The organism is Bifidobacterium sp. A11 (genome assembly GCF_000499185.1).
GTDB lineage: Bacteria > Actinomycetota > Actinomycetes > Actinomycetales > Bifidobacteriaceae > Bombiscardovia > Bombiscardovia mizhiensis.
Genome location: NZ_AWUO01000004.1, coordinates 18,529 through 45,210 on the forward strand (window position 1 = coordinate 18,529; position 26,682 = coordinate 45,210).

The window sequence follows — 26,682 nt, forward strand, 5'->3', positions numbered from 1 at the left end:
CTCACCGTCCCGTTTGAGAGCAGGAGGTATCACCTACATGGCATCCGATTTCTGGCTGATAGCCGGACTGGGCAACCCGGGTGACGAGTACAAGGGCACCAGGCACAACATGGGCTTCATGTGCGCCGATCTGCTGGCCGAACGCTGGTCGGTCAACCTGCGCGACCACAAGGGTCTGGCCAAGCTGGGCCGTGGCACCCTGGATCTTGACGGACGCCGCACACCCTTCTTCCTGGCCAAACCGCTGACCTTCATGAACGACTCCGGCGATGCCCTGGCCTCCATCTGTTCTTACTACCACATACCGGTTGGCCGGGTCGTGGTCATCCATGACGACATGGATCTGGAATTCGGCCGGATCAAGGTCAAGGCCGGCGGATCCTCGGGCGGGCACAACGGCATCCGTTCCATCGACCGCTCCCTGGGCAGCAACGCCTACGCCCGGGTCCGCATGGGCGTGGGGCATGCCCGGAGAGGTCCTGACGCCCACCGCCGCACTGTGGACTGGGTTCTGGGCACCTTTGTCGGCGATCAGCGCAAGCGTCTGCCTGAGTTCCTGGCCGACGGCGCGGATGCCGCAGAAACCGTGATCATCAAGGGCCTCAACCAGGCTCAGGAGCAGTTCAATGGTCGATGAGCAAACCCAGAAGACAGAGCCCCAGGAATCGCTGAACGGGTCCCTGCGTCCTCTTCTGGACGATCTGCAGGCGGATGCTGCCTTCACCAGGTTGGTCCAAGGAGACTCCGAGCCTGCTGCCGACACCGACACCTCCCTCATGGTGCAGGCTCCCCAGGGCATCAGACCAGCCCTGGCCGCAGCAGCAGCCGGACGTGCCCCGGTCGTTCTGGTGGTCCCCTCCGAGCGTGACGCCCAGGAGATGACCGGCGCCATCCGCTCCTGGTACGAGGGTGATCCTGGCGACGTGGCCCTGCTGCGTTCCTGGGAGACCCTGCCTCATGAACGGCTCTCGCCCCGGGCAGACACCGTGGCCTCCCGGATGGCCGTCTTCAGGCGGCTGGCCCATCCGGTCCAGGACGACCCTGACTTCGGACCCATCCGCATCCTGGTCATGCCCGTGCGCTCCCTCTTGCAGCCAGTGGTCAAGGGTCTGCAGGATGTGGAGCCCCTGGTCTTTCTGCGCGGCCAGGAGCTGCCATTGGACCAGGCCGTCGAGGCTCTGGTTCGCAACGCCTACACCCGGGTGGACCTGGTCATGGAGCGCGGGCAGTTCGCCGTCCGAGGCGGCATCCTGGATGTCTTCGTCCCTACCATGGCCCATCCGGTGCGCATCGAGTTCTTTGGCGACGAGGTGGACACCATCCGCAGCTTCCACGCCTCCGACCAGCGCACCTACGGCCCCGACCTGGACCGGATCTGGGCGCCGCCCTGCCGTGAGCTGCAGCTGACCGACCAGGTCCGTGCCCGTGCCCGCTCCCTGATCGGGAGCATCCCCAACGCCGACGACATGCTGGAGTCAATCGCCCAGGCCATTCCGGTGGAGGGCATGGAGTCCCTCCTGCCTGCCCTGGTCGACGACCTGGTGCCGGTGGGGTCCATGCTGCCCGAGGGCGCTCTGATTCTGCTGTCGGAGCCGCAGCTGCTGGCCCGTTCCGCCCAGGATCTGGTCAAGACCGCCAACGAGTTCCTGGCCGCCAGCTGGCATGTGGCCGCCTCCGGGCAGGGCTCGGGCGCACCCATCAGCTTCGACAGGGCCAGCTTCCTGGACTACGACGAGGTCATCTCATCCCTGGAGTACCGCAAGGGGGAGGTCTGGAAGCTGACCGACCTGTCGGTGGATCCGGATCGGGAGGGGGCCGAGCGTCTGGATGCCCTGGCCCCGGACCAGTACCGCGGCGACGAGGATCGGGCCGCTTCGGGCATCGCCTCCCTGCTGGAGCGCGGCGACCGGGTTGTGGTGACCGCTCCGGCCCAGGGAACCCTGAGCCGTCTGCGTCGGGCCGTACAGACCACGGGGGTCGTCGGGGTGGAGTACCACCGCTCCCTGGCTGTGGACGGCTTCGTAGACCAGTCCGCCCATCTGGCCCTGCTGACCGAGCGGGACCTGACCGGCCGCACCAGCGTGGCCGCCGGAAGCAAGACCTCCAACCGCCGGCGTAAGGCTATCGACCTGGACGAGCTCAAGCCCGGCGACTACGTTGTCCACGACCAGCACGGCGTCGGCCGCTTCCTGGGCATGCGCCAGCGCAGCGTGGGCGTGGGTCCCAGCAAGGGCAGCCGGGAGTATCTGGTTTTGGAGTATGCCCCATCCAAGCGCAACGCCCCGCCAGACAAGCTCTTCGTGCCGGCCGATCAGCTGGACCAGGTCAGCCGCTATATCGGCGCCGAGATCCCCAGACTCAACAAGTTGGGTGGGTCCGACTGGTCAGCCACCAAGGCCAAGGCCCGCAAGCATGTCCACAAGATCGCCCAGGGACTGGTCAAGCTCTACTCGGCCCGGCAGCGGACCAAAGGCTTCGCCTTCAGCCCGGACACCCCCTGGCAGAAGGAACTGGAGGATGCCTTCCCCTACCAGGAGACCCCCGACCAGCTGACCGCCATCGATGATGTCAAGGCGGATATGGAGAAGCCGGTGCCCATGGACCGCCTGATCTGCGGGGATGTGGGCTTCGGCAAGACCGAAATAGCCATCCGTGCCGCCTTCAAGGCCGTTCAGGACGGCAAGCAGGTGGTGGTCTTGGTGCCCACGACCCTGCTGGTTCAGCAGCACTACCAGACCTTCACCGAGCGCTTCGAGGGCTTCCCGGTGGATGTGGCCGCCATGAGCCGATTCCAGACCGCCAAGGAGAACCAGGCCACCATGGAGGGTCTGGCCAGCGGGGCCGTGGACGTGGTCATCGGTACCCACAAACTGCTCAACCCGCGCATCCGCTTCAAGGATCTGGGGCTGATGATCGTGGACGAGGAGCAGCGCTTCGGCGTGGAGGCCAAGGAGACCCTCAAGGCCATGCGGACCAACGTGGACGTCCTGTCCCTGTCGGCCACGCCCATTCCGCGCACCCTGGAGATGGCGGTGACCGGCATCCGGGAGATGTCCACCCTGGCCACGCCCCCCGAGGACCGCCTGCCGGTGCTGACCTATGTGGGCGCCTATGAGGATGCCCAGGTGACTGCGGCCATCCGCCGCGAGCTCCTGCGCGGGGGCCAGATCTTCTACATTCACAACCGGGTGGAGGACATCGGCAAGATCTCGGCCAAGGTGCAGACCCTGGTTCCCGAGGCCAAGGTCGGTGTGGCCCACGGCAAGATGGGGGAGAAGCAGCTGGACGGGGTCATCCGCGACTTCTGGCACCGGGACATCGATGTGCTGGTCTGCACGACCATCGTCGAGACCGGCCTGGATATCCCCAACGCCAACACACTGATCGTGGACCGGGCCGACCGCTTCGGACTCTCCCAGCTCCACCAGCTGCGTGGCCGGGTGGGACGCGGTCGGGAGCGCGCCTACGCCTACTTCCTCTACGACCCCAGCAAGCCCATGACCCAGACCGCCCACGACCGGCTGGCCACCATCGCCCAGAACACGGCCCTGGGGTCCGGCTACGACGTGGCCATGAAGGACCTGGAGCTGCGCGGCACCGGCAACCTGCTGGGTGACGAGCAGTCCGGTCATATCGAGGGCGTCGGCTTCGATCTCTACGTGCGCATGGTCTCCGAGGCGGTGGAGGAGTACAAGGAGCCTGGACGGACCGAGCCGGTCACCGTCAGCATCGACCTGCCCCTGGAAGCCTCCATTCCAGTGGACTACATCGATTCGGACAAGCTGCGTCTGGAGGCCTACCGCAAGTTGGCCTCGGCCCGCAACGAGCAGGATCTGCGCGACCTGCACGAGGAGCTGACCGACCGCTACGGTCGTCCACCGGCCCAGTTCGATACCCTCTTCGCGGTGGCCAGATTGCGGGCCAAGGCTCGCTCCCTGGGCATAGCGGAGATCGCCTCCCAGGGCTCCAGGGTGCGGATCAGGCCTGTGACCATGCCCGACTCCCTCCAGGCCAGGATCGCACGAATATACAAGGGCAGTCAGTACCGCCCGGTGACGCAGACCCTGCTGATTCCGGCGCCCTTCGCCGGCTCCCTGGGCTCTGGTCCCATGGATTCGGCGGCCATGACCGCCTGGGTGGATACCCTGCTGGACGACCTGGCCTGGGGGCTGCCCAAGTCCTCCGACGATGGCACGCCAACGGGTCCCGCGCCCGTCCAACAAAACTAGTATCCTGTAAGAGACATCACAACAACTTATTGAAGGAGCAGTTGTGGCAGCAATTGAAAGCGTGTTCGCGCGCGAAATTCTTGATTCCCGTGGCAACCCGACCGTCGAGGTCGTTCTGCAGACCGAGGACGGCGCCGAGGGGCGTGGTCTGGTTCCCTCCGGTGCCTCCACCGGCGAGGCCGAGGCCTGGGAACGTAGGGATGGCGACAAGAAGCGCTATCAGGGCAAGGGTGTGCTGGACGCCGTCAAGGCGGTCAATGAGACCATCGCTCCCAACGTCATCGGTATGGACGCCACCGATCAGCGCGCTCTGGACGAGACCATGATTGATCTGGACGGCACCCCCAACAAGGGCAAGCTGGGCGCCAACGCCATTCTGGGCGTCTCCCTGGCCGCGCTCTATGCGGCTGCCGAGTCCGCCGAACTGCCTCTCTACCGTTACCTGGGTGGCACCAACGGCCACATTCTGCCCGTGCCCAACATGAACATCATGAACGGCGGCGCCCACGCTGACTTCGCCACCGACATCCAGGAGTACATGATCTCCCCCTACGGCTTCGACTCCTACCGGGAGGCCCTGCGCGCCGGCGTCGAGGTCTACCACACCCTCAAGGGCATCCTGAAGAAGGACGGCCACGAGACCGGCCTGGGCGACGAGGGCGGCTTTGCCCCCAAGATGAAGTCCAACGAGGACTCCCTGAAGTACATCGTCGACGCCATTGAAGCTGCCGGCTACGAGCCCGGCAAGCAGATCGGCCTCTGCCTGGACGTGGCCTCCTCGGAGTTCTACAACAAGGACACCGACAAGTACCACTTCGACGGCGAGGACCGCGACGCCGACTACATGCTGGATTACTACCAGGGTCTGGTCGAGCGCTACCCGCTGGTCTCCATCGAGGATCCCTTCGCCGAGGAGGACTGGGGCGCCTGGCAGAAGATCACCGCCGCCATGGGCGACCGCCTGCAGTTCGTGGGCGACGACCTGCTGGTGACCAACCCCAAGAGGCTGCAGAAGGGCATCGACCTGAAGGCCGCCAACTCCCTGCTGGTCAAGCTCAACCAGATTGGCACCGTGACCGAGACCCTGGACGCCATCGAGCTGGCCACCGCCAACGGGTTCACCTCCATGGTTTCCCACCGTTCCGGCGAGACCTCCGACACCACCATCGCCGACCTGGCCGTGGCCAAGAACACTCGCCAGATCAAGACCGGTGCTCCTGCCCGTGGCGAGCGCATCGCCAAGTACAACAGGCTGCTGGAGATCGAGGAGGAGCTGGGCTCCACCGCTGAGTACGCCGGCTACAGCGCCTTCAAGGCCTGCAAGAAGTACACCAAGTAAGGCCTTGCCAGTCGGGTCTTGGCCTCTGCAGGTTTTGACCCGACTGTGAAGTCTTTCACCCGTGGCGGTCCGCGTCGGCTGCCGCGGGTATTTTTATGGGTATGGCCAAGAACAAACGTGACGGCGGCGACCGGCGGACAAGCAGGAGGTCGTCGGGACCCATCACTTTTTTCGTAGCGGTCATCATCGTGGCCCTGGGGCTGATCCAGCTGGTCTCCACCTTCCACGCCTATGCCATCAACCTTTCCGAGCTCAACGGCCTGCGCAACCAGCAGGCCCAACTGGTCGAGCACAAGCGTGACCTGGAGAACCAGATCCGACGCTGGGACGACAAGGCCTATGTGACCGCCCAGGCCCGGGATCGGCTGGGATTCGTCTTCCCCGATGAGGAGGCCATCCGGGTTCTGCATCCTGAGGCGGTCACGGGCAACAAGGACAAGGACCAGGCCGACAGCAAGGGGGTTCGGGCTCCCAGGAAGAATTCCCTGCCCTGGTATCAGGAGATGGCCTACTCCTTCGCCAAGGCCGACCAGGATCCGGCTGCCAATGGGAGCAAGGGAGCATCCGGTCCGACCGGCTCTGCCAGTCCGTCCGGTTCAAGTAGTCCAGGTGGCTCTGATAGCCCCTCCCCATCCGAGGGCGGGGGAGCGCAGTGACCTCCGACAATGAACTTAGCAGCAAAGAACAATCAGGAAAGATGAGGACAGCGTGATCAAGGCCCAGGGAAGTCCCCAGGCAGCAGTGGAATCTCAAGCCGCAGACAAGACCCGGGTCGAGTCTACAGTCTCCAGCCTGGTTACTGACCGGGACCTGGTGGCGATAAGAGATCGTGTCCAGGAGCTTCTGGCAACTCCGGCCACGCCGGATCAGATAGCCGTCGTGAACAGGCAGCTGGGTCGCTATCCTCGGGGCATGGTGGCTGTGGGTGCCCGTTGTGTCTGCGGCAATCCGCTGGCTGTGGTCACGCGGCCTCAGCTGGAGGATGGTACGCCCTTTCCGACCACCTGCTATCTGACCAGTCCCGAGGCCGTCAAGGCCGTCTCCCGGTTGGAGGCCGACGGCATCATGGCCGACTGGAATACCGAGCTTGGTGCCGATCCGGACCTGGCCGGCGCCTATCGCAGGGCCCACGAGCTCTATCTGGCCTTCCGCTCCGTCCTGGCCCAGCGGCTGGGCGACGACGAGAGTCACATCGCCGGAATCTCGGCCGGTGGTATGCCCAAACGGGTCAAATGTCTGCATGCTCTGACCGCCCAGTCTCTGGTGATGGGTCCTGGGGTCAATCCTCTGGGCGACCGGGTCCTGGATCTGATTCGCCAGGTGTTCGACCCACAGGTCTGCAGGTGCGCCCAGCCTTGGACTGAGGCATCAGGGCAAGCGAACCAGCAGGAAAACCAATGAAGGGGGCTTCCATGGATCAGGTAACGGTGGCGGGCGTGGACTGCGGCACCAACTCCATACGTCTGCTGATAGCCCAAGTGGACCGGCAGGGGTTGCATCCGGTGGCTCCCAGGTTGATGCGGGTCATTCGGTTGGGGGAGGGCGTGGACCGCAACCACCGCTTTTCCGACCAAGCTCTGGGACGCGCCTTTGAAGCCTGTCGGCTCTTCGCCCAGCAGCTGCAGGAGCATCCGGTGGATGGCCTGCGCTTTGTGGCCACTTCGGCCACCAGGGATGCCGACAACCGCGAAAGCTTTGAAGATGGTGTGCGCTCCATCCTGGGGGTCACGCCCGAGGTCATCAGCGGCTCCCAGGAGGCCTCGCTGAGTTTTCTGGGCGCGGTCAGCGTGCTGGAGCAGCGGGGCAGCGACGATATGCCTCCTGCACCCTACCTGGTGGTCGACCTGGGTGGCGGCTCCACCGAGCTGGTCCTGGGCGGGGACGGAAAGAGCCTGCCTGTGGACCAGGTCAGGGCCTCCTACTCCATGAACATCGGCTCTGTGCGGATGACTGAGCGCCATTTGCTGGATGATCCGCCCACCCAGGAACAGATTGCCCAGGCGCTCGAGGATGTTGACGGCTGGATCGACCGGGCCTTCGACCGGGTCCCTGTATCCGGTGTAGGCAGTCTGATCGGAGTCTCCGGCACGGTCACCACCATGAGCGCCCTGGCCCTGGGATGCCAGGTCTATGATCGCCATGCCGTCGATGGCCAGTCCATTGCGGTCGATGCGGCCCGCCGGGTTGACGACCGGGTGCTGCACATGAGTCGGCAGGAGCGTCGGGAGCTCAAGGCCATCCATCCCGGGCGTGTGGATGTGATCGGCGGTGGCGCCTTGATTTGGAGCCGTCTGCTGGAGCGACTGGGCCAGGCCAGCCCGATTGCACTGGCCTCGGGAACCTATGTGGCCAGCGAGCACGGCCTCCTGGATGGCCTGGTCCTGGACTACGGCAGGACCCTCCTGCACGAATGATATACTAAGGCGTTATGGGTTAAGGCCCCGGTGGCGAAATGGTATACGCATCGGACTTAAAATCCGCCGCCTTCACCGGCTTGTGGGTTCGATTCCCACCCGGGGCACCACGGCCTCATCGGCTTGGACGGCAGTGTCGCAACTTGTCACCCGGCCGACGAACCGATACTCTGGTACGCAAGAAAACCAAAGGAGTTGTCATGAGTGACCAATCCATGCCCGAGGTGAACGCCGAATTCGGCGCCACGCCGACCATAACCTTCCATGGTCCGGCGCCCAGCGGGCTGCGCGCCGTGGAGCTGGTCGAGGGGGACGGGCCAGTCGTCCGCAAGGGCGATACCGTCACAGTCAACTATCACGGTGTCGTCTGGGGTTCGGATCAGGTCTTCGACTCCAGCTTCCAGCGCCATCAGCCGGCCAGCTTCGGCATTGGCGTGGGGCAGGTCATTCGCGGCTGGGACCAGACGGTGCCCGGCCACAACGTGGGGTCCAGGTTGGTGGTCTCCATTCCGCCGGAGTATGGATATGGTCGTCAGGGGATGCCCCAGGCGGGCATCGGCGGCGACGATACCCTGGTCTTCGTGATCGACATCATTTCGACACGGTAGACAAGGGTCTCCAGGCGCCGGTGAGGGCCGGCGCCTTTTTCATACCCTTGACTTTGCAGTTCAGGTCGGGCCAAGAGACAAGTGCATCAAACAAGGAGGAATCACATGGCTGAGGAAAAGACGATTCTGCTGACACAGGCCGCTTACGACAAGCTGAAGGAGGAGCTTGACCACCGTCAGGGCGAGTACCGCGACGAGATTACCGAACGCATCGCGGCGGCTCGGGCCGAGGGTGATCTGAGCGAGAACGGCGGCTATCAGGCTGCCCGCGAGGAGCAGGGCAAGAACGAGGGGCGGATCAACGAGCTGATCGTCAAGCTTCGCAACGCCAAGATCCTCAAGGCCCCCAAGGCGGGCACCGTGGGCAACGGCTCCCTGGTGACCCTGACCATGGCCGGCAACGAAATGGTCTATGTGCTGGGCTCCAGGGATCTGACCGTGGCCACCGACTACGACGTCATCAGCCCCGAGTCGCCCATCGGTGCGGCTCTCATGGGTGCCAAGAAGGGCCAGACCGTGACCTACAAGGCCCCCAATGGCAAGGACATCTCGGTCACCGTTAAGGATGCCCAGCCCCTCAAGTAGCGGGACGACCCCTCACCGTCCCAGTCCGGCCTGAATGAAGCCGCTTCCCGACATGATTGACGGGAAGCGGCTTTGTCTATGAGCGATAGCTCTGTGAATGACTGCCTGATTTTTAACGGCATGCCGACTGGCTTTATCAAAAAGGCAGTGAGACCGGTGAGCTGCTCAGCGCAGGTTGCAGACCACCAGGTAAATGGCCACGATATGGCAGGCGTAGCCGATGACCGTCCCGCAGTGGAATATTTCATGGAAGCCGAATACCCGTGGCCAGGGATCCGGTCGGCGCAGGCCGTAGACCACCGCTCCCAGGATGTAGGCCAGGCCGCCGGCCACGATCAGCCAAACTACCGGTGGTCCGGCCATGGGGGAATCCCAGAAGAGCTTCAGGAAGCCCACACCCGAGACGCCGAAGACTACGTAGACCAGGGTGTAGAGCCAGCGGGGAGCCTCGATCCAGAAGACGTGGACGATCATGGCCACCAGGCTGGCCCCCCACATGCCCAGGATGATGATCCGCCGCCAGAAGGGGTCCAGTGCAAAAGAAATCGGCGTGTAGGTGCCGGCGATAAGCAGGAAGATGTTGACGTGGTCCAGGCGGCGCAGCACGTCCGTGGTCCCCGGGGTCCAGTCGCCCAGATGGTAGAGGGCCGAGTTGCCGAAGAGGGCCAGTGAGGCCACCATGAAGACCGCGCAGGCCAGCTTGAGCCCAGTGCCGTGGGCCAGGCAGATCAGCACAATGCCGGCGGCCAGGGCCAGGGGGGCTGCCACGGCGTGTATCCAGCCGCGCAAGAGGGGCTTGGGACGGCCGTGGACATCCAGGCGGACCTTGCGCTCAATCTCCATGTCGGGGATGCCCTCGATCCGCGAGGCCTTGATCTCGGCCTTGGTGATGATCCGGGCCGCCTTGGCCTTGGCCTTGGCACGCACCGCGTCAGCCTTGGCCTGCAGATGGGCCTCGTGGGCCACCTCGGCATCCCGGCGCAGATAGGTCAGCTCCTGACGGCGTTGCTGGCGGCGGCGTTCGAGATCGGGATCGACCTCCTGATCCTCGGACGGTCTGCCGTCCTCGCTGGTCCTGGTTGCCATGACCCTCCCTTGGCCCCTTGACTGGTCCGGACCTGTCGGGTTCGGTCGCCTGGGTAAAACATCCGTGAACCACCCTACCCTAGAACTGTGTATGGGACGCGCTGCCATCATCGCCCTTGGCATGACCTGCCTGTCTGCTCACGCAGGTCCTTTGTATGATGGAGGGCATGGCTGATTTTTCCGAGATTCTGGCATCCTGCGACGACTGCAATGAGGAGGACCGTGAGTGGCTCCACCACCTGGTGGCCGACTGGCAGGTCATCGCCGATCTGAGCTTTGCGGACCTGCTGCTCTTGCTACGCACCGGCGAGGGGGAGTTCACCGTGGCTGAGCAGTGCCGGCCCTCCACGGTCATGTCCCTGCGCACCGAAGACGTGGTGGGGGAGCACTTCCCAGCTGATCGCCGTGAAGAGCTGGAGGCGGCCATGCAGTCCAAGGGGGTGCTGCGATCCAACAAGCTGCGCACCATAGGCCGCGCCACGGTCTGCGACGTCTATGCCCCTATCCGTCACCAGGGCAGGACCCTGGGTCTGGTGGTTCGCGAAACCAACATGGCCACCCGCGAGTCCAACGGTCGGTACGAGAGCGAGAGCATCAACGCGGGCAAGGAGCTCTTCGAGATGATCACCCGCGGCGAGTTCCCCTATGCGGATTCGGTGCTCAACCAGCGGCACAACGCCAGGGTGGCCGACGGTTTCTTTGTGCTTACGTCAAGCGGCGTGGTGCGTTACGCCTCGCCCAACGCCATCAGCTGCTTCCGCAGGCTGGGCTCGGTCGAGACCATGATCGGCCAGTACCTGAGCGAGATCGGCACTTCCCTGCTCAAGGAGAACGATCCGGTGCCCGACTCCCTGCCGCTGGTCCTGTCCGGCAAGGCGGCCGTGGATTCTGAGCTGGACGCCAACGGGTCGGCCGTATCCATGCGCTCCCTACCTCTGTATGGCAAGCAGGGCAGGATTGGCGCCATCGTGCTCTGTCGGGATGTGACCGAACTGCGCCGCCGGGAGAAGGAGCTGCAGACCAAGGATGCCACCATCTCCGAGATCCACCACCGGGTCAAGAACAACCTCCAGGCCGTGTCGGCCCTGCTGCGGCTACAGGCCCGGCGCACCAAGTCCGACGAGGTCCGCAAGGAGCTGGAGGAGGCCCAGCGACGCGTCCAGACCATCGCTGTGGTTCATGAGGGCCTCAGCCAGACCGCCGACGAGATTGTGGACTTCGACAAGGTGATCGCCAACCTGCTGAAGATGAGCGTGGACCTGGCCACCACCAGCGACCAACACATCACCATCTCCTACGTGGGCAAGTTCGGGATGATGCCCGCCCAGGATGCCACACCCCTGTCCCTGGTGCTGACCGAACTGGTCAACAACGCGGTCGAGCACGGCTTCGAGGGCCGCGACGAGGGACATATCACCATATCGGTGGGCCGGGGCGGCAACAATCTCAATGTGGTGGTCGAGGATGACGGCAACGGCTACAGCACCGAGTCGGATCAGGGCCAGGCTCGTTCCACCGGATCCGGGCTGGGCACGCAGATCATCAATACCTTCGTCACCAACGACTTCGGCGGTACGGTCAAGTGGGAGCCCCGCCGGGATGGCGGCACCCGGGTGGTCATCAACATCAAGCTGCGCGTGGCCCAGGACGTGTGATACCAGGCACCTTTGAGAAAAAGAGAGGGGCGACGGCATCAAGCCGTCGCCCCTCTCCTGTTTTGCGCAATCGGAAAGGTGTCAGGACTGCATCTGCATGGCCTGAGACCTGCGCGCACGCATGGCCCTGCGCTTCAGAGCCCTGCGTTCGTCCTCGCTCAGTCCGCCCCAGACACCGTAATCCTGGTTGGTGTCCAGTGCGCACTTCAGACAGGCGTCAATGACCTTGCAGGTCCTGCAGACAGCCTTGGCCTCCTCGATCTGCTGATAGGCTGCACCGGTGTTGCCGACGGGGAAGAACAGCTCAGGGTCCTTGTCACGGCAAGCAGCCTTGGCGCGCCAATCAAACGCATTACTCATCTACCTAAGCCTCCAAGAAGTTTTTATCGATGCTTTTATCACTACCCTATGCAAGATAAGCACGATGAGTGACTTTTTTCAAGGGTTCATTTGTTTTACGGCTAAAGAGAACACCTGTAGCGGAATGGCGAGACCCGCTTCCAGAACCAGACACCGTCCGGGAATGGCGCTGGCCCGGGTGGGGAGGGTGGCCAGCTGATCGGCGGGGATGCCAGCTGCCAGATCGGCCCCCCGTTCGCCGCAGGGGAACACCAGACGACGGCTGAAACGCTCTGGTCTGTGCAGGGCGCTGGCCGTCTCCACGGCCAGGATCACGGTGGTTCCCTCCTGTCCCAGAGCCTCCTGCAGAAGAGGGGCCAGAGGATCCCGACAAAGCGGATCCAGCAGATCCTGGGCATCGTCAAGAATCCAGACCAATGCGTGGCTGCCATTCAGACGGCCTTGAGGCGGTGACGGCACCGGGCCGGGAAAGTCCCGGCTGCTGTAGCCGTGACCTGTTCGACGCGTGATGCGCAGGTCGAAGCTGGGCTCAGGTCGGGCTCCTGGCTTCATCAGGGTGAGCAGGGAACGAGCCAGCAGCGCCAGCAGGGTGCTCTTGCCCCGTCCTCGAGGTCCGATCAGGGCCGTATGACCGTCGAGCGGCAGGCGATAGAGATGGAGCAGAACCCCGTCGTCCATGTGTCCCAGAGGTATCTGAGGCCGTCCCGATTGCCAGAGGACCTGCCCGCAGGCTGGATCATGTTCTGGCAGGGGAGGGGAGAAAAGCGGTGCCGGCGGTCGGCTGCCGCAAAAGCGGCTGGCCTTGACGATCTGGCCCACCAGGGCCTGCGGATCAGCTGCTGGGCAGGTGCGGAAGGCCTGGGGACCCCGGCCCTGCTCCAGGAAGCCCAGACCTGGACAGGCAGGGTCGATCGCCGTAGCACAGGAGGATCCCAGCAGCTCTCTGGACTGCAGGGGATCCCGTACTCGCAGACAGATGCCCAGGTTCATGTTGGCACGCATCTGGGCGCTGACCTGCCCCATGGTCTGCTGGGTGCAGGCCACCAGGTTCATACCCAGGGATCTGCCCTGAGAGGCCAGAGAGGTCAGCCTGTCCAGGTAGTCAGGCAGGAGTTGGCGCAGGGCTTGGAACTCGTCAATGACCACCACCAGGCGTGCCGGTGGATCGGTCATACGGGCGGTGTCCTCAACCCCTGCTCTGGCGACCAGGCGCTGGCGGCGCTCCAACTCCCGCTGAAGGCCATTCAGCGCGCGTACGGCCCGATCCAGGTCCAGATTGGTCACGCAGCCCACGGTGTGCGGCAGTCGGGCCAGTAGGCCGAAGCCGGCACCACCCTTGAAGTCCAGCAGGACCAGATTGAGCCGGTCTGGCGGCTGGCTGGCGGCCAGGGCCAGACACCAGGTCTGCAGAAAGACTGATTTGCCCGAACCTGTGGTGCCTGCCACCAGAGCGTGGGGTCCGTCGCGGGGCAGATCGATGATCAGCGGACCATAATCAGGCCGGATACCGATGACCGCCGGTGCCGACCTTCCTGATGCGGCAAGCCATGCGTGGACGATGCCCTGCCAGGGCAGACCTTGTGATCCCGAACGCCCAGATCCCAAGAACCGGGACTCGAGCTGAGGGCCTGGGTTAGAGGCCAGTTGAGCCAGGTCCTGCAAGGTCTCGTTCTCTGTAGTCGTCGAGAGGGATGCACGGTCCGATACTGTGCCGTACTTCAATTGTGCGCCTGGCAGCGGGGAGGACGATGACTGGTGATGCATTCGCAGCAAGCTCAGAAGTACCATGGCCAGGGTGCCCGTCAAGCTGGGCAGCAAGAGGAGGAGCAACATCCAGCGGCCCTGGCCTACTACGTACCAGATCATGCCTGCCTGGGCCAGGGCCGGAGCCGTCTGTGCAACCAGGGTCAGAATGACCTGGGCGCTTCCCTTTTTAGTCTTCTTCTCTTTGGAGCCGGCAGAGCGCCAATCGCCACCTGCAGCCCCGCTCGTGTCTGTCGATATGGTTGCTGATGAATTGGCCTTGGTCATGCCCTCAGCATGGGCTGCCCGGGGCAGGAGCGCTAGAGCAGGCCTGGCATGTGGTCGAATGTGGACGGTATTGGTGGCGTGTGTAAAGCAGTCGCTACATGCCGCCGACCGTTCCAGCGGCATGACTGCCCTGGGCCAGTTGGTTGAACAGGTCGGTGTTGCGGGCTTGGTCCAGCAGAACGGTGGAACCGATGCCCCCGCCCGGATAGTAGTCGGGATCTGTCCAGTAGACGCTTCCGGTGACCCCATTGCTGCTGCTGGCACTGCGGAAGGCCAGGACCATGTGCACAAGGTCTATGGGGTTGGCCCGCTCATCCACCACCAGGGCATCCAGACCTGCGGAAAGAACCTTGCCGGCCCTCGACGGGTTGAGCATGACCGAGGGCTGCAGGGCCTTGGCGCTGATGGCCGAGATGGCCTGACGCTGGCGTTCGGCACGCCCAAAGTCTCCCTTGGGATCCGAGTAGCGCATGCGGGTGAAGGCCAGGGCCATGCCGCCGTCGGCCTGATGGCATCCGCGAGACCAGACCATGCCGGAGTTGGGGTCGTTGACGTCTGCGTCATAGCAAAGCCTGACACCCCCCAGGGCGTCGACCACCTTGCTGAGGCCTCCGAAACGGATCAGGGCCACATGATCGACCTTATGACCGGTGATGTCCTCGACCTGGCCGGTCAGGGCCCGGTAGCCCGATGTGTAGGCCACGGCGTTGATCTTCATGTAATCCCCGTCCTGCTTGACCAGGGAGTCGCGGGGGACCGAAATCAGGGAGGCGGCTCCGTGGCGGGGCTTGGTCAGCACCAGGATGGTGTCGGTGCGGAAGCCGGTGATACTGGCATCCTGTCCGGCCCCCGGAGAACCGTCGCGCTGGTCCGATCCCAGCAGGAGCCAGGTGGTGGCCTCTGAGCCAGGGGTATCGGTCAGCATTTTGTCGCGGGTGAGCTTGCCGTTGACCCAGAACCATCCTCCACCTGCCAGTACAACCAGTGCCAGCAGCAGGACCAGCAGCAGAATGATTACGAACTTGCGCACTGGGTGTTTACGGACGAGGGCAGTGCCGTTCCGCATGTTCCGGTTGTTGTTGCGCCAGTCGTTTTTAACAGGTGCCGCCGCAGCCGCCGGCCTGGGTGTGGTTTTCGAGGAGCCACTGGTGCGTCTGGCTTTCTGATGCCCAGTCCCGGAGGAGGGGGAGAAGCTGGGAGGCGTCTGGCTACGGCTGTGTCTGGCCTCGGTGCCTGGAGATCCGGGGTCGGCCGCCGGACGGTGGTGCCCGGAGGGCATGAAGCTAGGAGGCTCCTGTCCTTGTCCGCCTTGGTCTGATCCAGTCCGCATACCCTTAACCTCCGTAGCTTTGCCGACTAGGTAAGCAATAGCATGTCAGAACGACTCGGGGGAGCTTAATCGTCTATTTCCGTGCCGGAACCGCACAGACCGTAGCAAACAGGTAGCGGTCCGCCATGCCGATGTACTGTCCGGTGTTCGCATCCCTGATGGTCCCGTCGTCCGGATCGACAGTTCCGCCCGTGTTGGGATCGATCAGGGTCTTGTCGGGCATGGTGATCAGTCCGGTACGGGGATCGGGCTTGGGAAGAGCGGCGGCGGATGCAGAGGAGGATTGGGCGCCGCCCCCTGTGTCAGAGCCGTTGCCTGCTGTCTGAGCGGCACCCTGTGAGTTTTGGGCGCTCTGGGCATCCTGACCATTGCCGGCCTGGTTGCCTGACGAGGAAGCTGACTCCGCGTCCTCATTGGCCTGGGTCAAGGGCTTGCCCTCTCGCAGCAGATGCCAGATGGTTTCGGCCTCGTCCGTCCATACCACCCGGTTATTGTCCTGGGACCATTCCTCGACAGGTATGGTCCGGGCGTAGATATGTGTGGTGTCTATGTGCTTGAGCGAGTTGCCCAGGCCCAGCAGGGTCTGGAAGTTGCCCAACCCCTCGCTCAGCTGCAGGGTGGACATGGAAGTGGTGGCCAGACGGTAGGCCTTGGGCAGGTCGGAATAGATGTCGACGGTCTTGGCCTCGTTGACCAGGCTCTTGATCAGATACTGCTGGCGGGTGGTGCGCATGATGTCCGACCCATCGGCGGCGGTTCCGTGGCGCATGCGAGCGTACTCGGTGGCCTGGGTGCCGTCCAGATGCTGCAGGCCACGCTTCAGGTTGATGCCGGTATAGCCATCCCAGGTGTCCTTGGGGATGCACACGTCAACCCCGCCCAGGGCGTCGATGATGGACTTGAGGCCGTTGAAGTCAGCCACCACGAACTGCTGAATGTCCAAGCCGGTCAGGGAACGGACCGCTGCCAGGGAGCAGCTGGCGGCCGAATTGGCATCGCCGCCCTGGCTGTAGCCCTCGGCGAAGATGGAGTTGAACATGACCTGGCGGCGGGCCGGGATGGTCTCCCCCTTGCTGGTAGTGCAGGCCGGGGCGTTCACGATGGAGTCCCTGGGAATGGAGACCACATTCACATAGGAGCGGTCGGCGGCAATCTGGACCACCATGGCCGTGTCCGACTGGTGGTTCTCCTCCAGGCCGTCGCCGCTGCCGCCCACCTCGGAGTTGCCCTTGCCGTCCCGGGTGTCCTGTCCCAGCACCAGGACGTTCAAAGTCTTCCCCTTGTAAATGTCTTCCGGGGCCTTGTGGGCTTGAGTCAGGCTGACGGGCTCGAGCACGTGCATGTGACCGTTGATGTCGGTCCAGAAGGCCGCCACCGTCGAGGCCAGGAAGCAAAGAACGAAGGTAAGGGCCAGGCAGATGCCCGTGCGCAGACGGTGGCTGCTGCGAAACCCGTCGCTGTGCTGGGGCTTGCCGTTCCTGCCCGCCTTGATGTTGGGCAGACCCATCTTTCTGGTTGGGGACGTCAATGGTATGCCTTCCTCATCGGCTGTCGCTGTAGGGCTCATTCCGGCGGGAAGAACCGGGATGGCGGTGACGCGTGCTTGAACCAGTCATAGTATAGTCTGACCCCCATCCGCAGCTCCTCTTCGGGCGATATGGCTCCCTGCAGGTGTTGCTCAGTTGCGCTCGCAGATATTTAGGGGTTGACAGAAGACCCCTGCAGCAGCTGTAATAAAAGTGTGTAAACACACTAGGGACTGGGGGGTCGCTATGAGTGGATTTGTTGACACTCGCTATAGCAGTACAACTAAAAACAGACTGACGCCGCTGATGCAGTGGTTCGAAGTCAACGTCGGACCATCCTGGCGAAGCGAGGCGCTCTGTGCGCAGACCGACCCGGAGGCATTCTTCCCGGGCAAGGGGGGCTCCACCCAGGAGGCCAAACGGGTCTGCGCCGACTGCACCGTCCGCAAGCAGTGCCTGGACTGGGCGGTCGAACATGATGAGCGCTTCGGCATCTGGGGTGGCATGAGTGAACGGGAGCGCCGCCGTTACAAGAAGAGGATGCGCGCGCAGCGTCAGGTCTGAATCGCCGCAGGTGCCCAAGCGAGGCATCCGGTGACCTGGTTTGCGTAGACTGGAACGCATGAGTTTCGTCGCGCCTCAAGCCCAGGATGTCCGGCAGGTCCTCTCTTCAGTCATGAACGAATGTTCGCCCGCCGCCAGCCCTCATGTGGAGGATGCCGTGGCGGCGGTGATCACGGTCGAGCATGATCTGACCTATTTGCCGGACACCCTGCGTGCCCTCTTGCGACAGAGCCTCTTGCCACGGGTCCTGGTTATCGCTGACTGTTCGGGGTCCACCACAGAGCCGCTCTATGCGCAGTTTCCGGTGGATGGGCCCGCGCGGGTGGAAGTGCAGGTGGTCCGCGCGCGAGGCGCCTCCTCCTTCGGCGATGCCTTGGACAAGGCGCTTGGCTACGCCCGTCTGCCTGGTCGGATCCGCGCTCTTTGGCTTCTGCACGACGACTGCCGTCCACTGGATAATCATTGCCTGGACGAGCTGGTGGACACCTGGCACAGCAATCCCACTGCCTCCCTGCTGGGTGCCAAGCAGTATGACTGGCAGGGCCAGGGACTCCATGACGTGGGTCGGTATGCCTACCATCACCGAACGGTGAGTCTGGTGGTGGACAGCGAACCCGACCAGCAGCAATATGACGCGCGTCAGGATGTCTTCGCGGTGAGCCTGGCTGGCGCCCTGGTGCCCATGCAGACCATGAAGGACCTGGGCGGACCAGGCGCCTGGGCTGGCACCTTTGGCCAGGCCGACGATCTCTGCCGTCGTATCTGCCTGTCAGGGGGGCGGGTGGTAATCGTACCCAACGCTCGGGTGGCCCATGCCGGCGCCCGTATGAGCGGGTTGCGTGATCGGAACGGGCGGGCGGTGCAGCCCGACCACCCCTTGGATGCCTCCATGGGCCCCATACTGGCCCGGGAACGCTACCTGCTGACTGATTTTGCCCTGCCCTGGTGGCCGCTGGTCTGGCTCTGGCGAGTTCTGGCGGCATTGTGGTTCATGGCGGTTGATCTTATCGGCAAACGGCCCTACAGGGCTCTCTGCCGGCTGTGCGCGCCCTGGCGGATTCTGGCCAACCCTGCAGCCTTGTTCACGATGCGTCGCCGTCTGACCTCCGCCTGCCATGGTGATCCCCGCCGGTTGGACATTCTTCAGGCCAACGGTCAGCAGATCCGGCAGTGGCGGCAGCGCAGGCAGGCCTTCCACGACCAGCAGGAACATCCCATGCTCAGCCACCTGGCCCTGGCTCATCTGCGCCAGCAGTTCCTGCGTCGCCTGGCTTGGGCTTCAGGGATGACCATAGCAGTCTTGGCGGCCCTGGTGGCCACCCACTGGCCACTCTGTCGTGCCATCTTCTCGGGAGGGGCCATCCACGCGCCCTCCCTACCCTCGTCCGGAGCCGACTGGTCCCAGCTGCTGACGGCGGCCACCACCTCCTGGTCCTGGGCCGGAGGTGTGGGGCAGCCCGCAGTTCCTGCCCCCTTCCTCCTGGTCCTCCTGCCCTTCGCTCTGCTGACCGGCGGTCACGTAGCCCAGGCCATGGCCCTGATGCTCCTGGCGGAGACGGGACTGGCTGCTCTGTCTTTCTGGGCCCTGGCCGGCGTGGTCACCAGGTCCAATCCCATCCGAGTCCTGCTGGGGTTGCTCTGGGCTTGTCTGGCATTCGCCCTGGGTATCGTGGATGGCCTGCAGCTGCCCATGCTGACGGTCATGGCCTTCATGCCTGCCGCCTTTGCCTTTGTTTTCAAGGCCGTGGGGCTGTATCAGACCGAGGCTCCCGTGCGCCCCAAGGCTTCGGTGCAGCAGGCGGCTTTGGCCTCTATCTGCTTTCTGCCGGTCCTGGTTGCCGAACCTCAGCTCATGCTGGCCATGATCCCGCTCTTCATCATGGCGATCTGCTTGGTGCCCTCCCATCGGGTCATGCTGCTCCTGATGCCCCTGCCCTCGGCGCTGGCCCTGGCGCCTACCCTGGTCAATTCCTTGCACCATGCCAATCAAGGACTTTTCAGACAGCTGTTCGCAGATCTTATGATCCCCTCGACGGGCTTGACCGGTCAACCCAGAACCGGGAGCCTGGGGCAACTGCTGGCCCGCCTGTTGGGCCTGGATCTTTCGGCCCTGTGGCCCGTCAGGTGGCGACCTGAGCTCTGGCGTCCGGCCACGCTGGCCTGCTGTCTGCTGGTGGTGGCCCTGCTGGCCTTCATCACTTTGGTTCTGCCTCGGGCACTCAAGACTGCCAGGATTCTTTGGAGTACGGTTCTGCTGGGCCTGATCCTGGCGCTGATCTCCCAGGCGGTCTGCACCGGCTTGGACGAGACCGGTCCAGTGGCCGGTTCGGTCCTGCCTGGGATGATGCTTGCCTTCATGGGGCTGCTAGCCTGTCTGGGCCTTCTGGCGGGCAGGGCCGTCCATCCCTTCTCGCCCCTTGCTCCTGGGCACGATCAGGTTCCAGAGGGCGATGCTGATCGTCCGCCCCTGCCTCCTGCGCAGTCCTCTTCAACCTCTGCAGCTGCGGTTGATGGGCGGGGGACGGATTGTCAGGCTCTTGCTGGGCCTGGTTCTGACCCTGGTCACGGCAGGCGTGGCGGCGGCTGGTCTGGCGGCGCCAGTCGGAGGACCCCTGTCTGCTGATGATCGGCAGCTCCCGGCAGTGGCGGTGGACTACCTGAACAAGGATCCATCCCATCGGGTGCTGGTGCTGACCTCGCCCTCCCATGGCCGCGTGGCCTACGCGGGTCTGCACACCGCACGAGGAGATCTGATCGATGCCTCGCCTGCCCTGCGTGCCCAGAGGGTGAACGGCGGGCAGATGGCCGGTCAGGATGTCCTCTCGCGTTCGGCGGCGGCTCTGATGGCCAACGCCGACTCCAAGGCTGTAGCGGCTGTATCCGGTATGGGCTTCGGGGGAATTTATGTGCCCGCCGACCGTTCCGGAGCAGCCGGCATGGGATCCACGCCCAACGATGACCTGGTATCCAACATCACCGCCAGCGATGGCGCCCAGCAGGTGGCGACCAATGCCCAGGGAACCTATTTCCGTTTGAGCTCGCAATCCGGCAGGGATGTGGGAGTCAACATGGCCGGGGCCCATCGAGCGGCGGCCAGCACCTGGAGGAGGATCTGGCTCTGGACCCTGGGCCTGGTCTTGCTGGGATACTGTTTGGTGGCCCTGCCGCGTCCGGGCTACTTTGGAGGGGAGCAACTATGAGTGTACGAAGCAAGGGATCCCTGGTGGCTGCTCTGGTCACGGCGCCTCTGGTGGCGGTTTTGATCGCTGCTCTCTTGGTATGGACGCCCCCGGCTTCTTTGGCTGATGGGCCCCAGGGCTCGTCAGTCGTTTCCACCCGGGTCAGCCAACGTGAGGTAGCGTCCTACTGCCCGGCTCGAATGACGGTAGCGGATGAGGATAAGGTCGGCGATGACCAGTTCAAAGCCTCGGAAGGCGATCTGAGCGCCCGTGTCACAGCCGCCGCCTTTGGATCCATCGGCAGTGCCAGCCTGACCCCGCTTGGAGACGGGCGACGCACCACGATGACTGATCCCGACCTCTTGGATGGGCAGAAGACCATGGCCGCCTCGATCGATCCAGGTGCCTCGGCTACGGCTTTCGATTCCCGGATGCTCAAGTCCCAGCCGGGCACGGGGGCTGCTGTCGGTATGGTCTCCTGGGCCACCAAGGGCGATCTGCGAGGGGTCCAGGCGCTGGCCTGCCCTCGGGCCGTCATGGATGCCGACTTCCTGTTGCCTGCAACTGGTCGAGGGTCCACACAGCGGCTGGTGGCCTACAACCCGTCATCCAAGGCCACGGTGATCAGTCTGGAGATCCAGGGTTCGCATTCCTCCGGCAACCTGTCCCTGGAGACCGGGAACACCATGACTGTGGCGCCTGGCGGCCATGCCTCATACGACCTGTCTGCGGCGGCTCCCGGACAGCAGGCCATCTACGTTCGGGCTCGCAGCTCCCAGGCACCAGTGGCCATGTCGGTCTCGGTCAATGTCATGGCTGGACTGGATCCGCGCGGGTCGGATCAGGTAACGGCCCTGGCGGCGCCCGGCCGTGATCTGGTTATTCCCGGCCTGCGCGGGGCAGACCAGGCCACCCTGCTTCTGCAGGGTTCCAAGGCCACTGCGGTGGAGCTGTCCTGGATGGATGAAGAAGGTCGGGAATCCTTGCGGCGGGTGGATTTGCAGGGTTCCAGGGCCACTGCGGTGGACTTGGGAGGCGTGCCTGACGGCAAGCTGGCTCTGCAGGTGCATGCCGACCAGCCTGTCCGAGCAGTCCTGCAGGTGACCAGTCGGGGCAGCCAGGATCAGTCGCAGTCCGACCTGGCTCTGATTCCTGCGGGTACTGCTGCCGCCTCCTCGGCCCTGACCATATCCCAGCCCGCCCAGGCCGCGCTGACCCTGGTCAACCCATCGACGGATCCGATCAAGGCCGAACTGGTTGGATTCGACGAGAAGGGTAAGAAATTGGATGAGCGCTCGCTGACCGTTGATCCGGGTAGGGCCCATGAGCTTTCAGCCCACGATCTGGGCGACCAGGTGGCCGCCGTACGGCTGAACGAGGATTCCGAGCATGATTCATCCCGATTGATCTGGAATGCCCGTCTGAGCGTGGACGCGGTCAACCAGGCTGGTCTGGCTGGTCTGGCCGTCATGGCTCCTGACGGGCTCATGCCTGCCACCACGCTGATCCGCTCCGGCCCCGACTCCACTGTCCTGCCCTGAACGTCGGCTGTCAGCGTCCCCACATTGGGTCGATTTCCTCCGGGTCCCGCCCGTAAAGGTCTGCCAACTGCAGGACCAGTTCGTCGCGGATAATCAACTCCAGCTCGGTGCGGTCCCGGGTTTTGCTCTGGATGGGCAGCCGGTAGAGGACGATTCTGGCGGGGATGCCGCGGCCTGCCGGGAAACTGCGTGAGAAGAGGTCCGCCCTGTCCTCCCAGGGGGTGGGGTCGGAGGGTGGCACGTCCTCGACGGCGAATTGGACGGGCTTGACCAGCTGGGGCCAGCCGGCTCCCAGACGCCGGATCTGGGCCGCGGTCAGGTCGTCGAAGATCCCGCATCTAGTGCGATAGCGGGGCAGGCGGGTGCCGAAGGTAGGCCGACGAATCCCCCGGCCATGACTGTCCCGGTAGACGCTGCGGGACCAAGGCGGCTGATCGTTGATCATGACACTCACCATAGCCCCTCAACTCAGTGACAGTTTCGATTCAGGGTGTCTTGTAGCATAGAGCGATGATCGACAAGCGGATGGGAGCAATCATGGCGGAGGACGGTGCGATGAACGTGGCCTGGTGGGGCAGCCAAGACATAGGGTCCATCTGCGCACGGGCACGGGTGCTGGCCTTCGATCTGGACAATACTCTGGCGCTGTCCAAGACCCGTATGGACCAGACCATGGCCGTTCATTTCGCCGCCCTGACCCGGCTTCGGCCCGTGGCCATCGTCTCTGGCGGACGGTTCAGCCAGTTTCGCGACCAGGTGCTGGATGCCCTGCCCGATGACACCCGTTTCGACCAGCTGCATCTGATGCCCACCAGCGGCACCCGCTACTACCGCTGGCAGGATGGAAGCTGGAAGTGCGTCTACGCCCACGACCTGAGCGCCCAGGACCGGCAGGCCGCCGAGGCCAGCCTGGAACGCAGGGCCAAGCAGCTGGGCGACTGGGAGGGGCAGGTCTGGGGGCCGCGCATCGAGGATCGCGGCAGCCAGATAACCTTCTCCGCCCTGGGTCAGCAGGCCCCTGTCCAAGCCAAGGAGGCCTGGGATCCGGACAACAGCCGCAAGGATGCCCTGGCCCGGGCCGTGGCCGCCGATCTGCCCAACCTGCAGGTGCGTTCAGGCGGCTCCACCAGCGTGGACATCTCGGCCAAGGGTATTGACAAGGCCTACGCCGTGACCTCCCTGGCCAGGATACTGGGTGTGGATGTCGGCGATATCGCCTTCGTGGGCGACCGGATGGATCCTGACGGCAACGACTATCCGGCGGCCCTGGCGGGGGCCATGGCTCTGCGTGTGCGCGATCCTGCCGATGCCTTGGCCCTGATTCAGGCCATGGAGGCTGATCTGGCCTGAATCTGCTAAACCTGTGCGCTGACAACCCTGTGAACAGATAGCATGTTCATGCACATGGCCCTGATCTGTTTGTCTATCCTCTTTGTTCGAGGGTTGGCTGGGCGATATGGACAATCCTTCATCGGCATCCAGCCGACTCAGACGGGCCGCTTATGCTGTCGCCTCGGCCATGGCGGGCTCGGCCCTGGACCTGCTGGCTCCGCGAGCCTGCGCCGGCTGTGACTGCCCGGACCTTCTGCTCTGCCCCGGTTGCAGATCCCTGCTCTTCCGGCCCCTGTCAGTGCCCGCGCCCGCCTATGCCCTGGGTCTGGCGCTGGCCTGCGCTCCATATCGCGGACCTGTCAGGCGGATCATTCTGTCCTGGAAGGACCATGACAACAGGCCCTTGGACAGGCCACTGGGCCAGGTCATGGCCGATCTGGCTCCAGCCCTGTTCAGGCTGATCGATCCTCTGCTTCGGCCCAAGTCTGCCAGGGCCATTCTGGTGGTTCCTGCTCCCTCCTCCCGCGCCTCCCTGCGAAGGCGGGGGAGGGTTCATCTGGAGCCGATCCTCCTGTCTCTGGTCCAGGCCCTGCAGCGGCAGGGTCTGGCTGCCCAGGTGGAACCGGCCCTGATCATGAACTCCGTGAGAACCAAGTCTGTCCAAGCGGGCGGCCGTCGGAACCGTTCGCGTCGGCTGGCAGGCCGGATTGCGGTTGCGGATCCCTCACGACTGGCCGGTCATCCTGTCCTGGTGGTGGACGACATCATCACCACCGGATCCACCATCCGTCAGTGTGCTCGAGCCCTGGAGACTGCAGGTGCCCTGCCGCTGGCTGCCCTGGCTCTGGCGGCCGTTCCTCCAGGCCATGAGGATCTCTAGCGGGCCTGGGCCACGGCCATCTCGTCCCAGCGGGTGGTGGCCCGGGGGGAGAGCATGCCCCGGTTCATGGCCCAGTCGGCCCCCGTATCCTCGTCGCCCCGGCCCTGGCCGCGGATGCCTCCGTAGCCCACGCCCACGCGGAAAGGGCCGAAACGACGGGTGGCATCCTCCAGGACGTCCCCCAGACCATGGGTGTCCCGGGCTGCGTCCAGGCCTTCCAAGGTGTGGAAGTGGTCGGCGTCGGTCAGGTCCAGCAGAACCACTCCGGCCCGGATCCAGCGGGCGTGCGGATCCACTCGGCCCTTGAGCGCCCGGCTGGCTGCGCCGGCGATGACCAGCGGGTCGTCGCTGGGATCCTCCAGGACGACGGTCCGGCCAGCTGAGCAGAACTGCTGGGGCGCATAGGGGCTGGTGGAGCAGAAGACCCGCACTCTGCCACATAAGCCGTGCTGTCGACGCAGGCGGCGGCAGGCCTTCTGGGCGTAGATGCTCAAGGCCTGGGCCAGGGTGGCGTAGCCCTCAATGGGGTGAGAGAACATGCGCGAGCACAGAATCTGATCGGTGCGCACGCCCCTGGCGGCATCCGCCTCGGGTTCGATGCAGGGTCGTCCCCTCAATTCCAGTACGGTGCGCTGCAGCATGACGGAGAACCGATGCCGGATCAGGGAGGGATCGGCATCGCGCAGATCCAGGGCGGTGGTGATGCCCATGCCCATGAGTCTGCCGGTCAGCCGTCGGCCCACTCCCCAGACCTGGTCGACGGGCACGGATGCCAGAGCCTGGTCGCCATACTGGGACTCCACCTGGCTCCAGAGGGTGATTCCCTCGGTCGAGGGATGGTCCTTGGCCCAGTGGTTGGCCACCTTGGCCAGGGTTTTGGTAGGCGCCACGCCCACGCTGACGGGGATGCCGGTGCACCGCAGGACCGCGGCGCGCAGCTCCCGGCAGATCTGGACGGTGCGCTTGTCGTTCCAGATGCTGTCCATGAAGCACTCGTCGATGGAGTAGATCTCCTGGTTGGGCAGGAAATGGGCCATGATGGCCATCATGCGCCTTGAGAGACTGGCGTAGAGCTCATAATTGGAGCTGCGGGCCACCACCCCGTCCTGCAGGGCCCTGTCGCGAATGGTGAACCAGGGTGTGCCATTGGTGATGCCCAAGGCCTTGGCCGGGCGGTTGCGGGCCACTACGCAGCCGTCGTTGTTGGACAGCACAACCACCGGGCGGTCGGCCAGGGAGGGGTCGAAGACGGCCTCACATGAAGCGAAGAAAGAGTTGGCATCAGCCAGGACTACCTGGCCTGTCAGAGCGGTTCCGGATGCCGGCTGGGCCGGTCTCTGCGCGCTCATGCCGACCCCCAGCCCGTGGAAGGATAGGCGGGCTTCCGGCCCTGGCTTCCCGTGTGCCTGCGACCGTGCGGGGTATGTCCGGGATAGGTGACCTGGGGCAGGGGAGAGCCACTCCGAAGTTCGCCCTTGGTGTCCACCCGCTGCCAGTGATAGTTGCCGATGACCACCCCCCAGATGACCAGTTCCTCGCCCTCCTGGGGTAGGAAGTCGGGGTAGGCGGGGTTCTCGGCCCGCAACATGGTCCGTCCCTTGTACCTGGCCAGCCGCTTGACCAGCAGCTCGTCGTCCAGGATGGCGATGACGATATCCCCCTCGCGCGGCTCCAGGGACCGGTCGACCACCAACAGGTCCCCATCGAAGATGCCGGCTCCGGTCATGGAATCGCCGGCCACATGGATGATGAAGGTGGCATCGGGGTGGACGATGACGTTCTGATCGAAGCTGAAGTCGCCGCTGAAGTAGTCCTGGGCCACGGAGGGGAAGCCGGCGTGGACGGCCTCCAAGGCCTGGGGGACAGGGCTGGGGTGCCCTCGGAAGGGACTCAGGGCATCGACCCGGCACTCCGGCAGGGAAGCAGGGGCCGCCTCCGGCGACCCATGGATGGTAGCGACCATGGCACACCTCGAACTCGATGGCATTCGAACAAATGTTCGATTTCATTATGAGCCGAGGTG

General features: G+C 64.3%; 23 protein-coding genes and 1 tRNA gene. 16 read left to right on the forward strand and 8 right to left on the reverse strand.

All coding sequences use genetic code 11. The features are described 5' to 3' along the window. The first annotated feature begins 37 nt into the window (after nucleotides 1-37). The 9 genes from pth to P273_RS0104715 all read left to right on the forward strand — a co-directional run bounded on the left by pth (nucleotide 38) and on the right by P273_RS0104715 (nucleotide 9,175). Nucleotides 38-637 carry an aminoacyl-tRNA hydrolase gene (gene pth, locus P273_RS0104675; protein ID WP_024627324.1) on the forward strand — a complete coding sequence of 200 codons (600 nt, stop codon included), beginning with the start codon at nucleotides 38-40 and terminating at the stop codon, nucleotides 635-637. Then, a complete protein-coding gene (gene mfd / locus P273_RS0104680; RefSeq protein ID WP_024627325.1) occupies nucleotides 627-4,229 on the forward strand; it encodes a transcription-repair coupling factor in 3,603 nt (1,200 codons plus the stop codon). Before pth ends, mfd begins: the two co-directional genes overlap by 11 nt. 43 nt (nucleotides 4,230-4,272) lie before the next feature. Next, the gene (gene eno, locus P273_RS0104685) at nucleotides 4,273-5,568 is read left to right on the forward strand and encodes a phosphopyruvate hydratase (RefSeq protein WP_024627326.1); all 1,296 of its coding nucleotides are present in this window, start codon (nucleotides 4,273-4,275) and stop codon (nucleotides 5,566-5,568) included. Nucleotides 5,569-5,663: 95 nt separating this feature from the next. Beyond that, the gene (locus P273_RS0104690) at nucleotides 5,664-6,224 is read left to right on the forward strand and encodes a septum formation initiator family protein (protein WP_081709264.1); all 561 of its coding nucleotides are present in this window, start codon (nucleotides 5,664-5,666) and stop codon (nucleotides 6,222-6,224) included. A gap of 163 nt (nucleotides 6,225-6,387) precedes the next feature. Beyond that, complete coding sequence (locus P273_RS0104695; protein ID WP_253269577.1) at nucleotides 6,388-6,969, forward strand: DUF501 domain-containing protein; 582 nt, start codon at nucleotides 6,388-6,390, stop codon at nucleotides 6,967-6,969. 11 nt (nucleotides 6,970-6,980) lie between these two features. After that, complete coding sequence (locus tag P273_RS0104700) at nucleotides 6,981-7,982, forward strand: Ppx/GppA phosphatase family protein (RefSeq protein WP_024627329.1); 1,002 nt, start codon at nucleotides 6,981-6,983, stop codon at nucleotides 7,980-7,982. A 24-nt stretch (nucleotides 7,983-8,006) separates the two neighbouring features. Next, nucleotides 8,007-8,092 (forward strand) — tRNA-Leu (locus P273_RS0104705). 90 nt (nucleotides 8,093-8,182) lie between these two features. Continuing rightward, nucleotides 8,183-8,590 (forward strand): FKBP-type peptidyl-prolyl cis-trans isomerase, encoded by a 408-nt coding sequence (locus P273_RS0104710; protein ID WP_024627330.1) that lies wholly within the window; start codon nucleotides 8,183-8,185, stop codon nucleotides 8,588-8,590. Between the two features lie 105 nt (nucleotides 8,591-8,695). Beyond that, entirely contained in the window at nucleotides 8,696-9,175 is a 480-nt protein-coding gene (locus P273_RS0104715) for a transcription elongation factor GreA (protein WP_024627331.1), read from the forward strand. Nucleotides 9,176-9,340: 165 nt separating this feature from the next. On the opposite strand, the gene P273_RS0104720 is transcribed toward P273_RS0104715, so the two are convergent. Continuing rightward, nucleotides 9,341-10,261, reverse strand: a complete 921-nt coding sequence (locus tag P273_RS0104720) for a hemolysin III family protein (RefSeq protein ID WP_024627332.1) — start codon at nucleotides 10,259-10,261, stop codon at nucleotides 9,341-9,343. A gap of 167 nt (nucleotides 10,262-10,428) precedes the next feature. Between P273_RS0104720 and P273_RS0104725 the strand changes: the two genes are divergently transcribed. Next, a complete protein-coding gene (locus P273_RS0104725; protein ID WP_024627333.1) occupies nucleotides 10,429-11,916 on the forward strand; it encodes a sensor histidine kinase in 1,488 nt (495 codons plus the stop codon). A gap of 81 nt (nucleotides 11,917-11,997) precedes the next feature. Here the strand turns inward: P273_RS0104725 and P273_RS0104730 are convergent, their stop codons facing one another. From P273_RS0104730 to P273_RS0104745, 4 genes are all read right to left on the reverse strand, one after another. Then, nucleotides 11,998-12,276, reverse strand: a complete 279-nt coding sequence (locus tag P273_RS0104730) for a WhiB family transcriptional regulator (RefSeq protein WP_015021978.1) — start codon at nucleotides 12,274-12,276, stop codon at nucleotides 11,998-12,000. 78 nt (nucleotides 12,277-12,354) lie between these two features. Then, nucleotides 12,355-14,307 carry an FtsK/SpoIIIE domain-containing protein gene (locus P273_RS0104735; RefSeq protein WP_024627334.1) on the reverse strand — a complete coding sequence of 651 codons (1,953 nt, stop codon included), beginning with the start codon at nucleotides 14,305-14,307 and terminating at the stop codon, nucleotides 12,355-12,357. Between the two features lie 94 nt (nucleotides 14,308-14,401). After that, a complete protein-coding gene (locus tag P273_RS0104740; RefSeq protein ID WP_253269574.1) occupies nucleotides 14,402-15,637 on the reverse strand; it encodes an LCP family protein in 1,236 nt (411 codons plus the stop codon). A gap of 73 nt (nucleotides 15,638-15,710) precedes the next feature. Beyond that, nucleotides 15,711-17,165 (reverse strand): LCP family protein, encoded by a 1,455-nt coding sequence (locus tag P273_RS0104745; RefSeq protein WP_024627336.1) that lies wholly within the window; start codon nucleotides 17,163-17,165, stop codon nucleotides 15,711-15,713. 304 nt (nucleotides 17,166-17,469) lie between these two features. Here P273_RS0104745 and P273_RS0104750 point away from each other — a divergent pair, with 304 nt between their 5' ends. From P273_RS0104750 to P273_RS0104765, 4 genes are read left to right on the forward strand one after another with little or no spacing between them, the layout of a single operon-like run. After that, nucleotides 17,470-17,727, forward strand: coding sequence for a WhiB family transcriptional regulator (locus P273_RS0104750; RefSeq protein ID WP_029676165.1), 258 nt, complete (start codon nucleotides 17,470-17,472; stop codon nucleotides 17,725-17,727). Between the two features lie 58 nt (nucleotides 17,728-17,785). Beyond that, nucleotides 17,786-20,350: a glycosyltransferase family 2 protein gene (locus tag P273_RS0104755; protein WP_051354132.1), complete on the forward strand. Its 2,565-nt coding sequence runs from the start codon at nucleotides 17,786-17,788 to the stop codon at nucleotides 20,348-20,350. Beyond that, the gene (locus tag P273_RS09530; RefSeq protein ID WP_216476355.1) at nucleotides 20,238-20,927 is read left to right on the forward strand and encodes a hypothetical protein; all 690 of its coding nucleotides are present in this window, start codon (nucleotides 20,238-20,240) and stop codon (nucleotides 20,925-20,927) included. The genes P273_RS0104755 and P273_RS09530 overlap by 113 nt, the downstream gene beginning before the upstream one ends. Beyond that, complete coding sequence (locus P273_RS0104765) at nucleotides 20,924-22,447, forward strand: DUF5719 family protein (protein WP_024627338.1); 1,524 nt, start codon at nucleotides 20,924-20,926, stop codon at nucleotides 22,445-22,447. The genes P273_RS09530 and P273_RS0104765 overlap by 4 nt, the downstream gene beginning before the upstream one ends. 10 nt (nucleotides 22,448-22,457) lie before the next feature. On the opposite strand, the gene P273_RS0104770 is transcribed toward P273_RS0104765, so the two are convergent. Then, the gene (locus P273_RS0104770) at nucleotides 22,458-22,892 is read right to left on the reverse strand and encodes a metallopeptidase family protein (protein WP_024627339.1); all 435 of its coding nucleotides are present in this window, start codon (nucleotides 22,890-22,892) and stop codon (nucleotides 22,458-22,460) included. A gap of 92 nt (nucleotides 22,893-22,984) precedes the next feature. Here P273_RS0104770 and P273_RS0104775 point away from each other — a divergent pair, with 92 nt between their 5' ends. Further along, nucleotides 22,985-23,797: an HAD-IIB family hydrolase gene (locus tag P273_RS0104775; protein ID WP_051354135.1), complete on the forward strand. Its 813-nt coding sequence runs from the start codon at nucleotides 22,985-22,987 to the stop codon at nucleotides 23,795-23,797. 106 nt (nucleotides 23,798-23,903) lie between these two features. Further along, nucleotides 23,904-24,659, forward strand: a complete 756-nt coding sequence (locus tag P273_RS0104780) for a ComF family protein (protein ID WP_024627341.1) — start codon at nucleotides 23,904-23,906, stop codon at nucleotides 24,657-24,659. On the opposite strand, the gene P273_RS0104785 is transcribed toward P273_RS0104780, so the two are convergent. Together P273_RS0104785 and P273_RS09260 are read right to left on the reverse strand one after the other, a co-directional pair. Continuing rightward, nucleotides 24,656-26,008: a Y-family DNA polymerase gene (locus tag P273_RS0104785; RefSeq protein ID WP_024627342.1), complete on the reverse strand. Its 1,353-nt coding sequence runs from the start codon at nucleotides 26,006-26,008 to the stop codon at nucleotides 24,656-24,658. The genes P273_RS0104780 and P273_RS0104785 overlap by 4 nt on opposite strands. Continuing rightward, on the reverse strand, nucleotides 26,005-26,622 hold the full coding sequence (locus P273_RS09260; RefSeq protein ID WP_024627343.1) for a LexA family transcriptional regulator: 618 nt from the start codon (nucleotides 26,620-26,622) through the stop codon (nucleotides 26,005-26,007). The genes P273_RS0104785 and P273_RS09260 overlap by 4 nt, the downstream gene beginning before the upstream one ends. Between the last annotated feature and the right edge of the window lie 60 nt (nucleotides 26,623-26,682).

Coding starts and splice junctions, on each gene's coding strand:
- P273_RS0104770 (WP_024627339.1), bottom strand. CDS start 22,892: ATGATCAACGATCAGCCGCCTTGGTCCCGCAGCGTCTACCGGGACAGT.
- P273_RS09530 (WP_216476355.1), top strand. CDS start 20,238: ATGGGCGGGGGACGGATTGTCAGGCTCTTGCTGGGCCTGGTTCTGACC.
- P273_RS0104775 (WP_051354135.1), top strand. CDS start 22,985: ATGGCGGAGGACGGTGCGATGAACGTGGCCTGGTGGGGCAGCCAAGAC.
- P273_RS09260 (WP_024627343.1), bottom strand. CDS start 26,622: ATGGTCGCTACCATCCATGGGTCGCCGGAGGCGGCCCCTGCTTCCCTG.
- mfd (WP_024627325.1), top strand. CDS start 627: ATGGTCGATGAGCAAACCCAGAAGACAGAGCCCCAGGAATCGCTGAAC.
- P273_RS0104755 (WP_051354132.1), top strand. CDS start 17,786: ATGAGTTTCGTCGCGCCTCAAGCCCAGGATGTCCGGCAGGTCCTCTCT.
- P273_RS0104780 (WP_024627341.1), top strand. CDS start 23,904: ATGGACAATCCTTCATCGGCATCCAGCCGACTCAGACGGGCCGCTTAT.
- P273_RS0104725 (WP_024627333.1), top strand. CDS start 10,429: ATGGCTGATTTTTCCGAGATTCTGGCATCCTGCGACGACTGCAATGAG.
- P273_RS0104750 (WP_029676165.1), top strand. CDS start 17,470: ATGCAGTGGTTCGAAGTCAACGTCGGACCATCCTGGCGAAGCGAGGCG.
- P273_RS0104710 (WP_024627330.1), top strand. CDS start 8,183: ATGAGTGACCAATCCATGCCCGAGGTGAACGCCGAATTCGGCGCCACG.
- P273_RS0104730 (WP_015021978.1), bottom strand. CDS start 12,276: ATGAGTAATGCGTTTGATTGGCGCGCCAAGGCTGCTTGCCGTGACAAG.
- P273_RS0104715 (WP_024627331.1), top strand. CDS start 8,696: ATGGCTGAGGAAAAGACGATTCTGCTGACACAGGCCGCTTACGACAAG.
- P273_RS0104720 (WP_024627332.1), bottom strand. CDS start 10,261: ATGGCAACCAGGACCAGCGAGGACGGCAGACCGTCCGAGGATCAGGAG.
- P273_RS0104785 (WP_024627342.1), bottom strand. CDS start 26,008: ATGAGCGCGCAGAGACCGGCCCAGCCGGCATCCGGAACCGCTCTGACA.
- P273_RS0104690 (WP_081709264.1), top strand. CDS start 5,664: ATGGGTATGGCCAAGAACAAACGTGACGGCGGCGACCGGCGGACAAGC.
- P273_RS0104700 (WP_024627329.1), top strand. CDS start 6,981: ATGGATCAGGTAACGGTGGCGGGCGTGGACTGCGGCACCAACTCCATA.
- P273_RS0104735 (WP_024627334.1), bottom strand. CDS start 14,307: ATGACCAAGGCCAATTCATCAGCAACCATATCGACAGACACGAGCGGG.
- P273_RS0104740 (WP_253269574.1), bottom strand. CDS start 15,637: ATGCGGACTGGATCAGACCAAGGCGGACAAGGACAGGAGCCTCCTAGC.
- pth (WP_024627324.1), top strand. CDS start 38: ATGGCATCCGATTTCTGGCTGATAGCCGGACTGGGCAACCCGGGTGAC.
- P273_RS0104765 (WP_024627338.1), top strand. CDS start 20,924: ATGAGTGTACGAAGCAAGGGATCCCTGGTGGCTGCTCTGGTCACGGCG.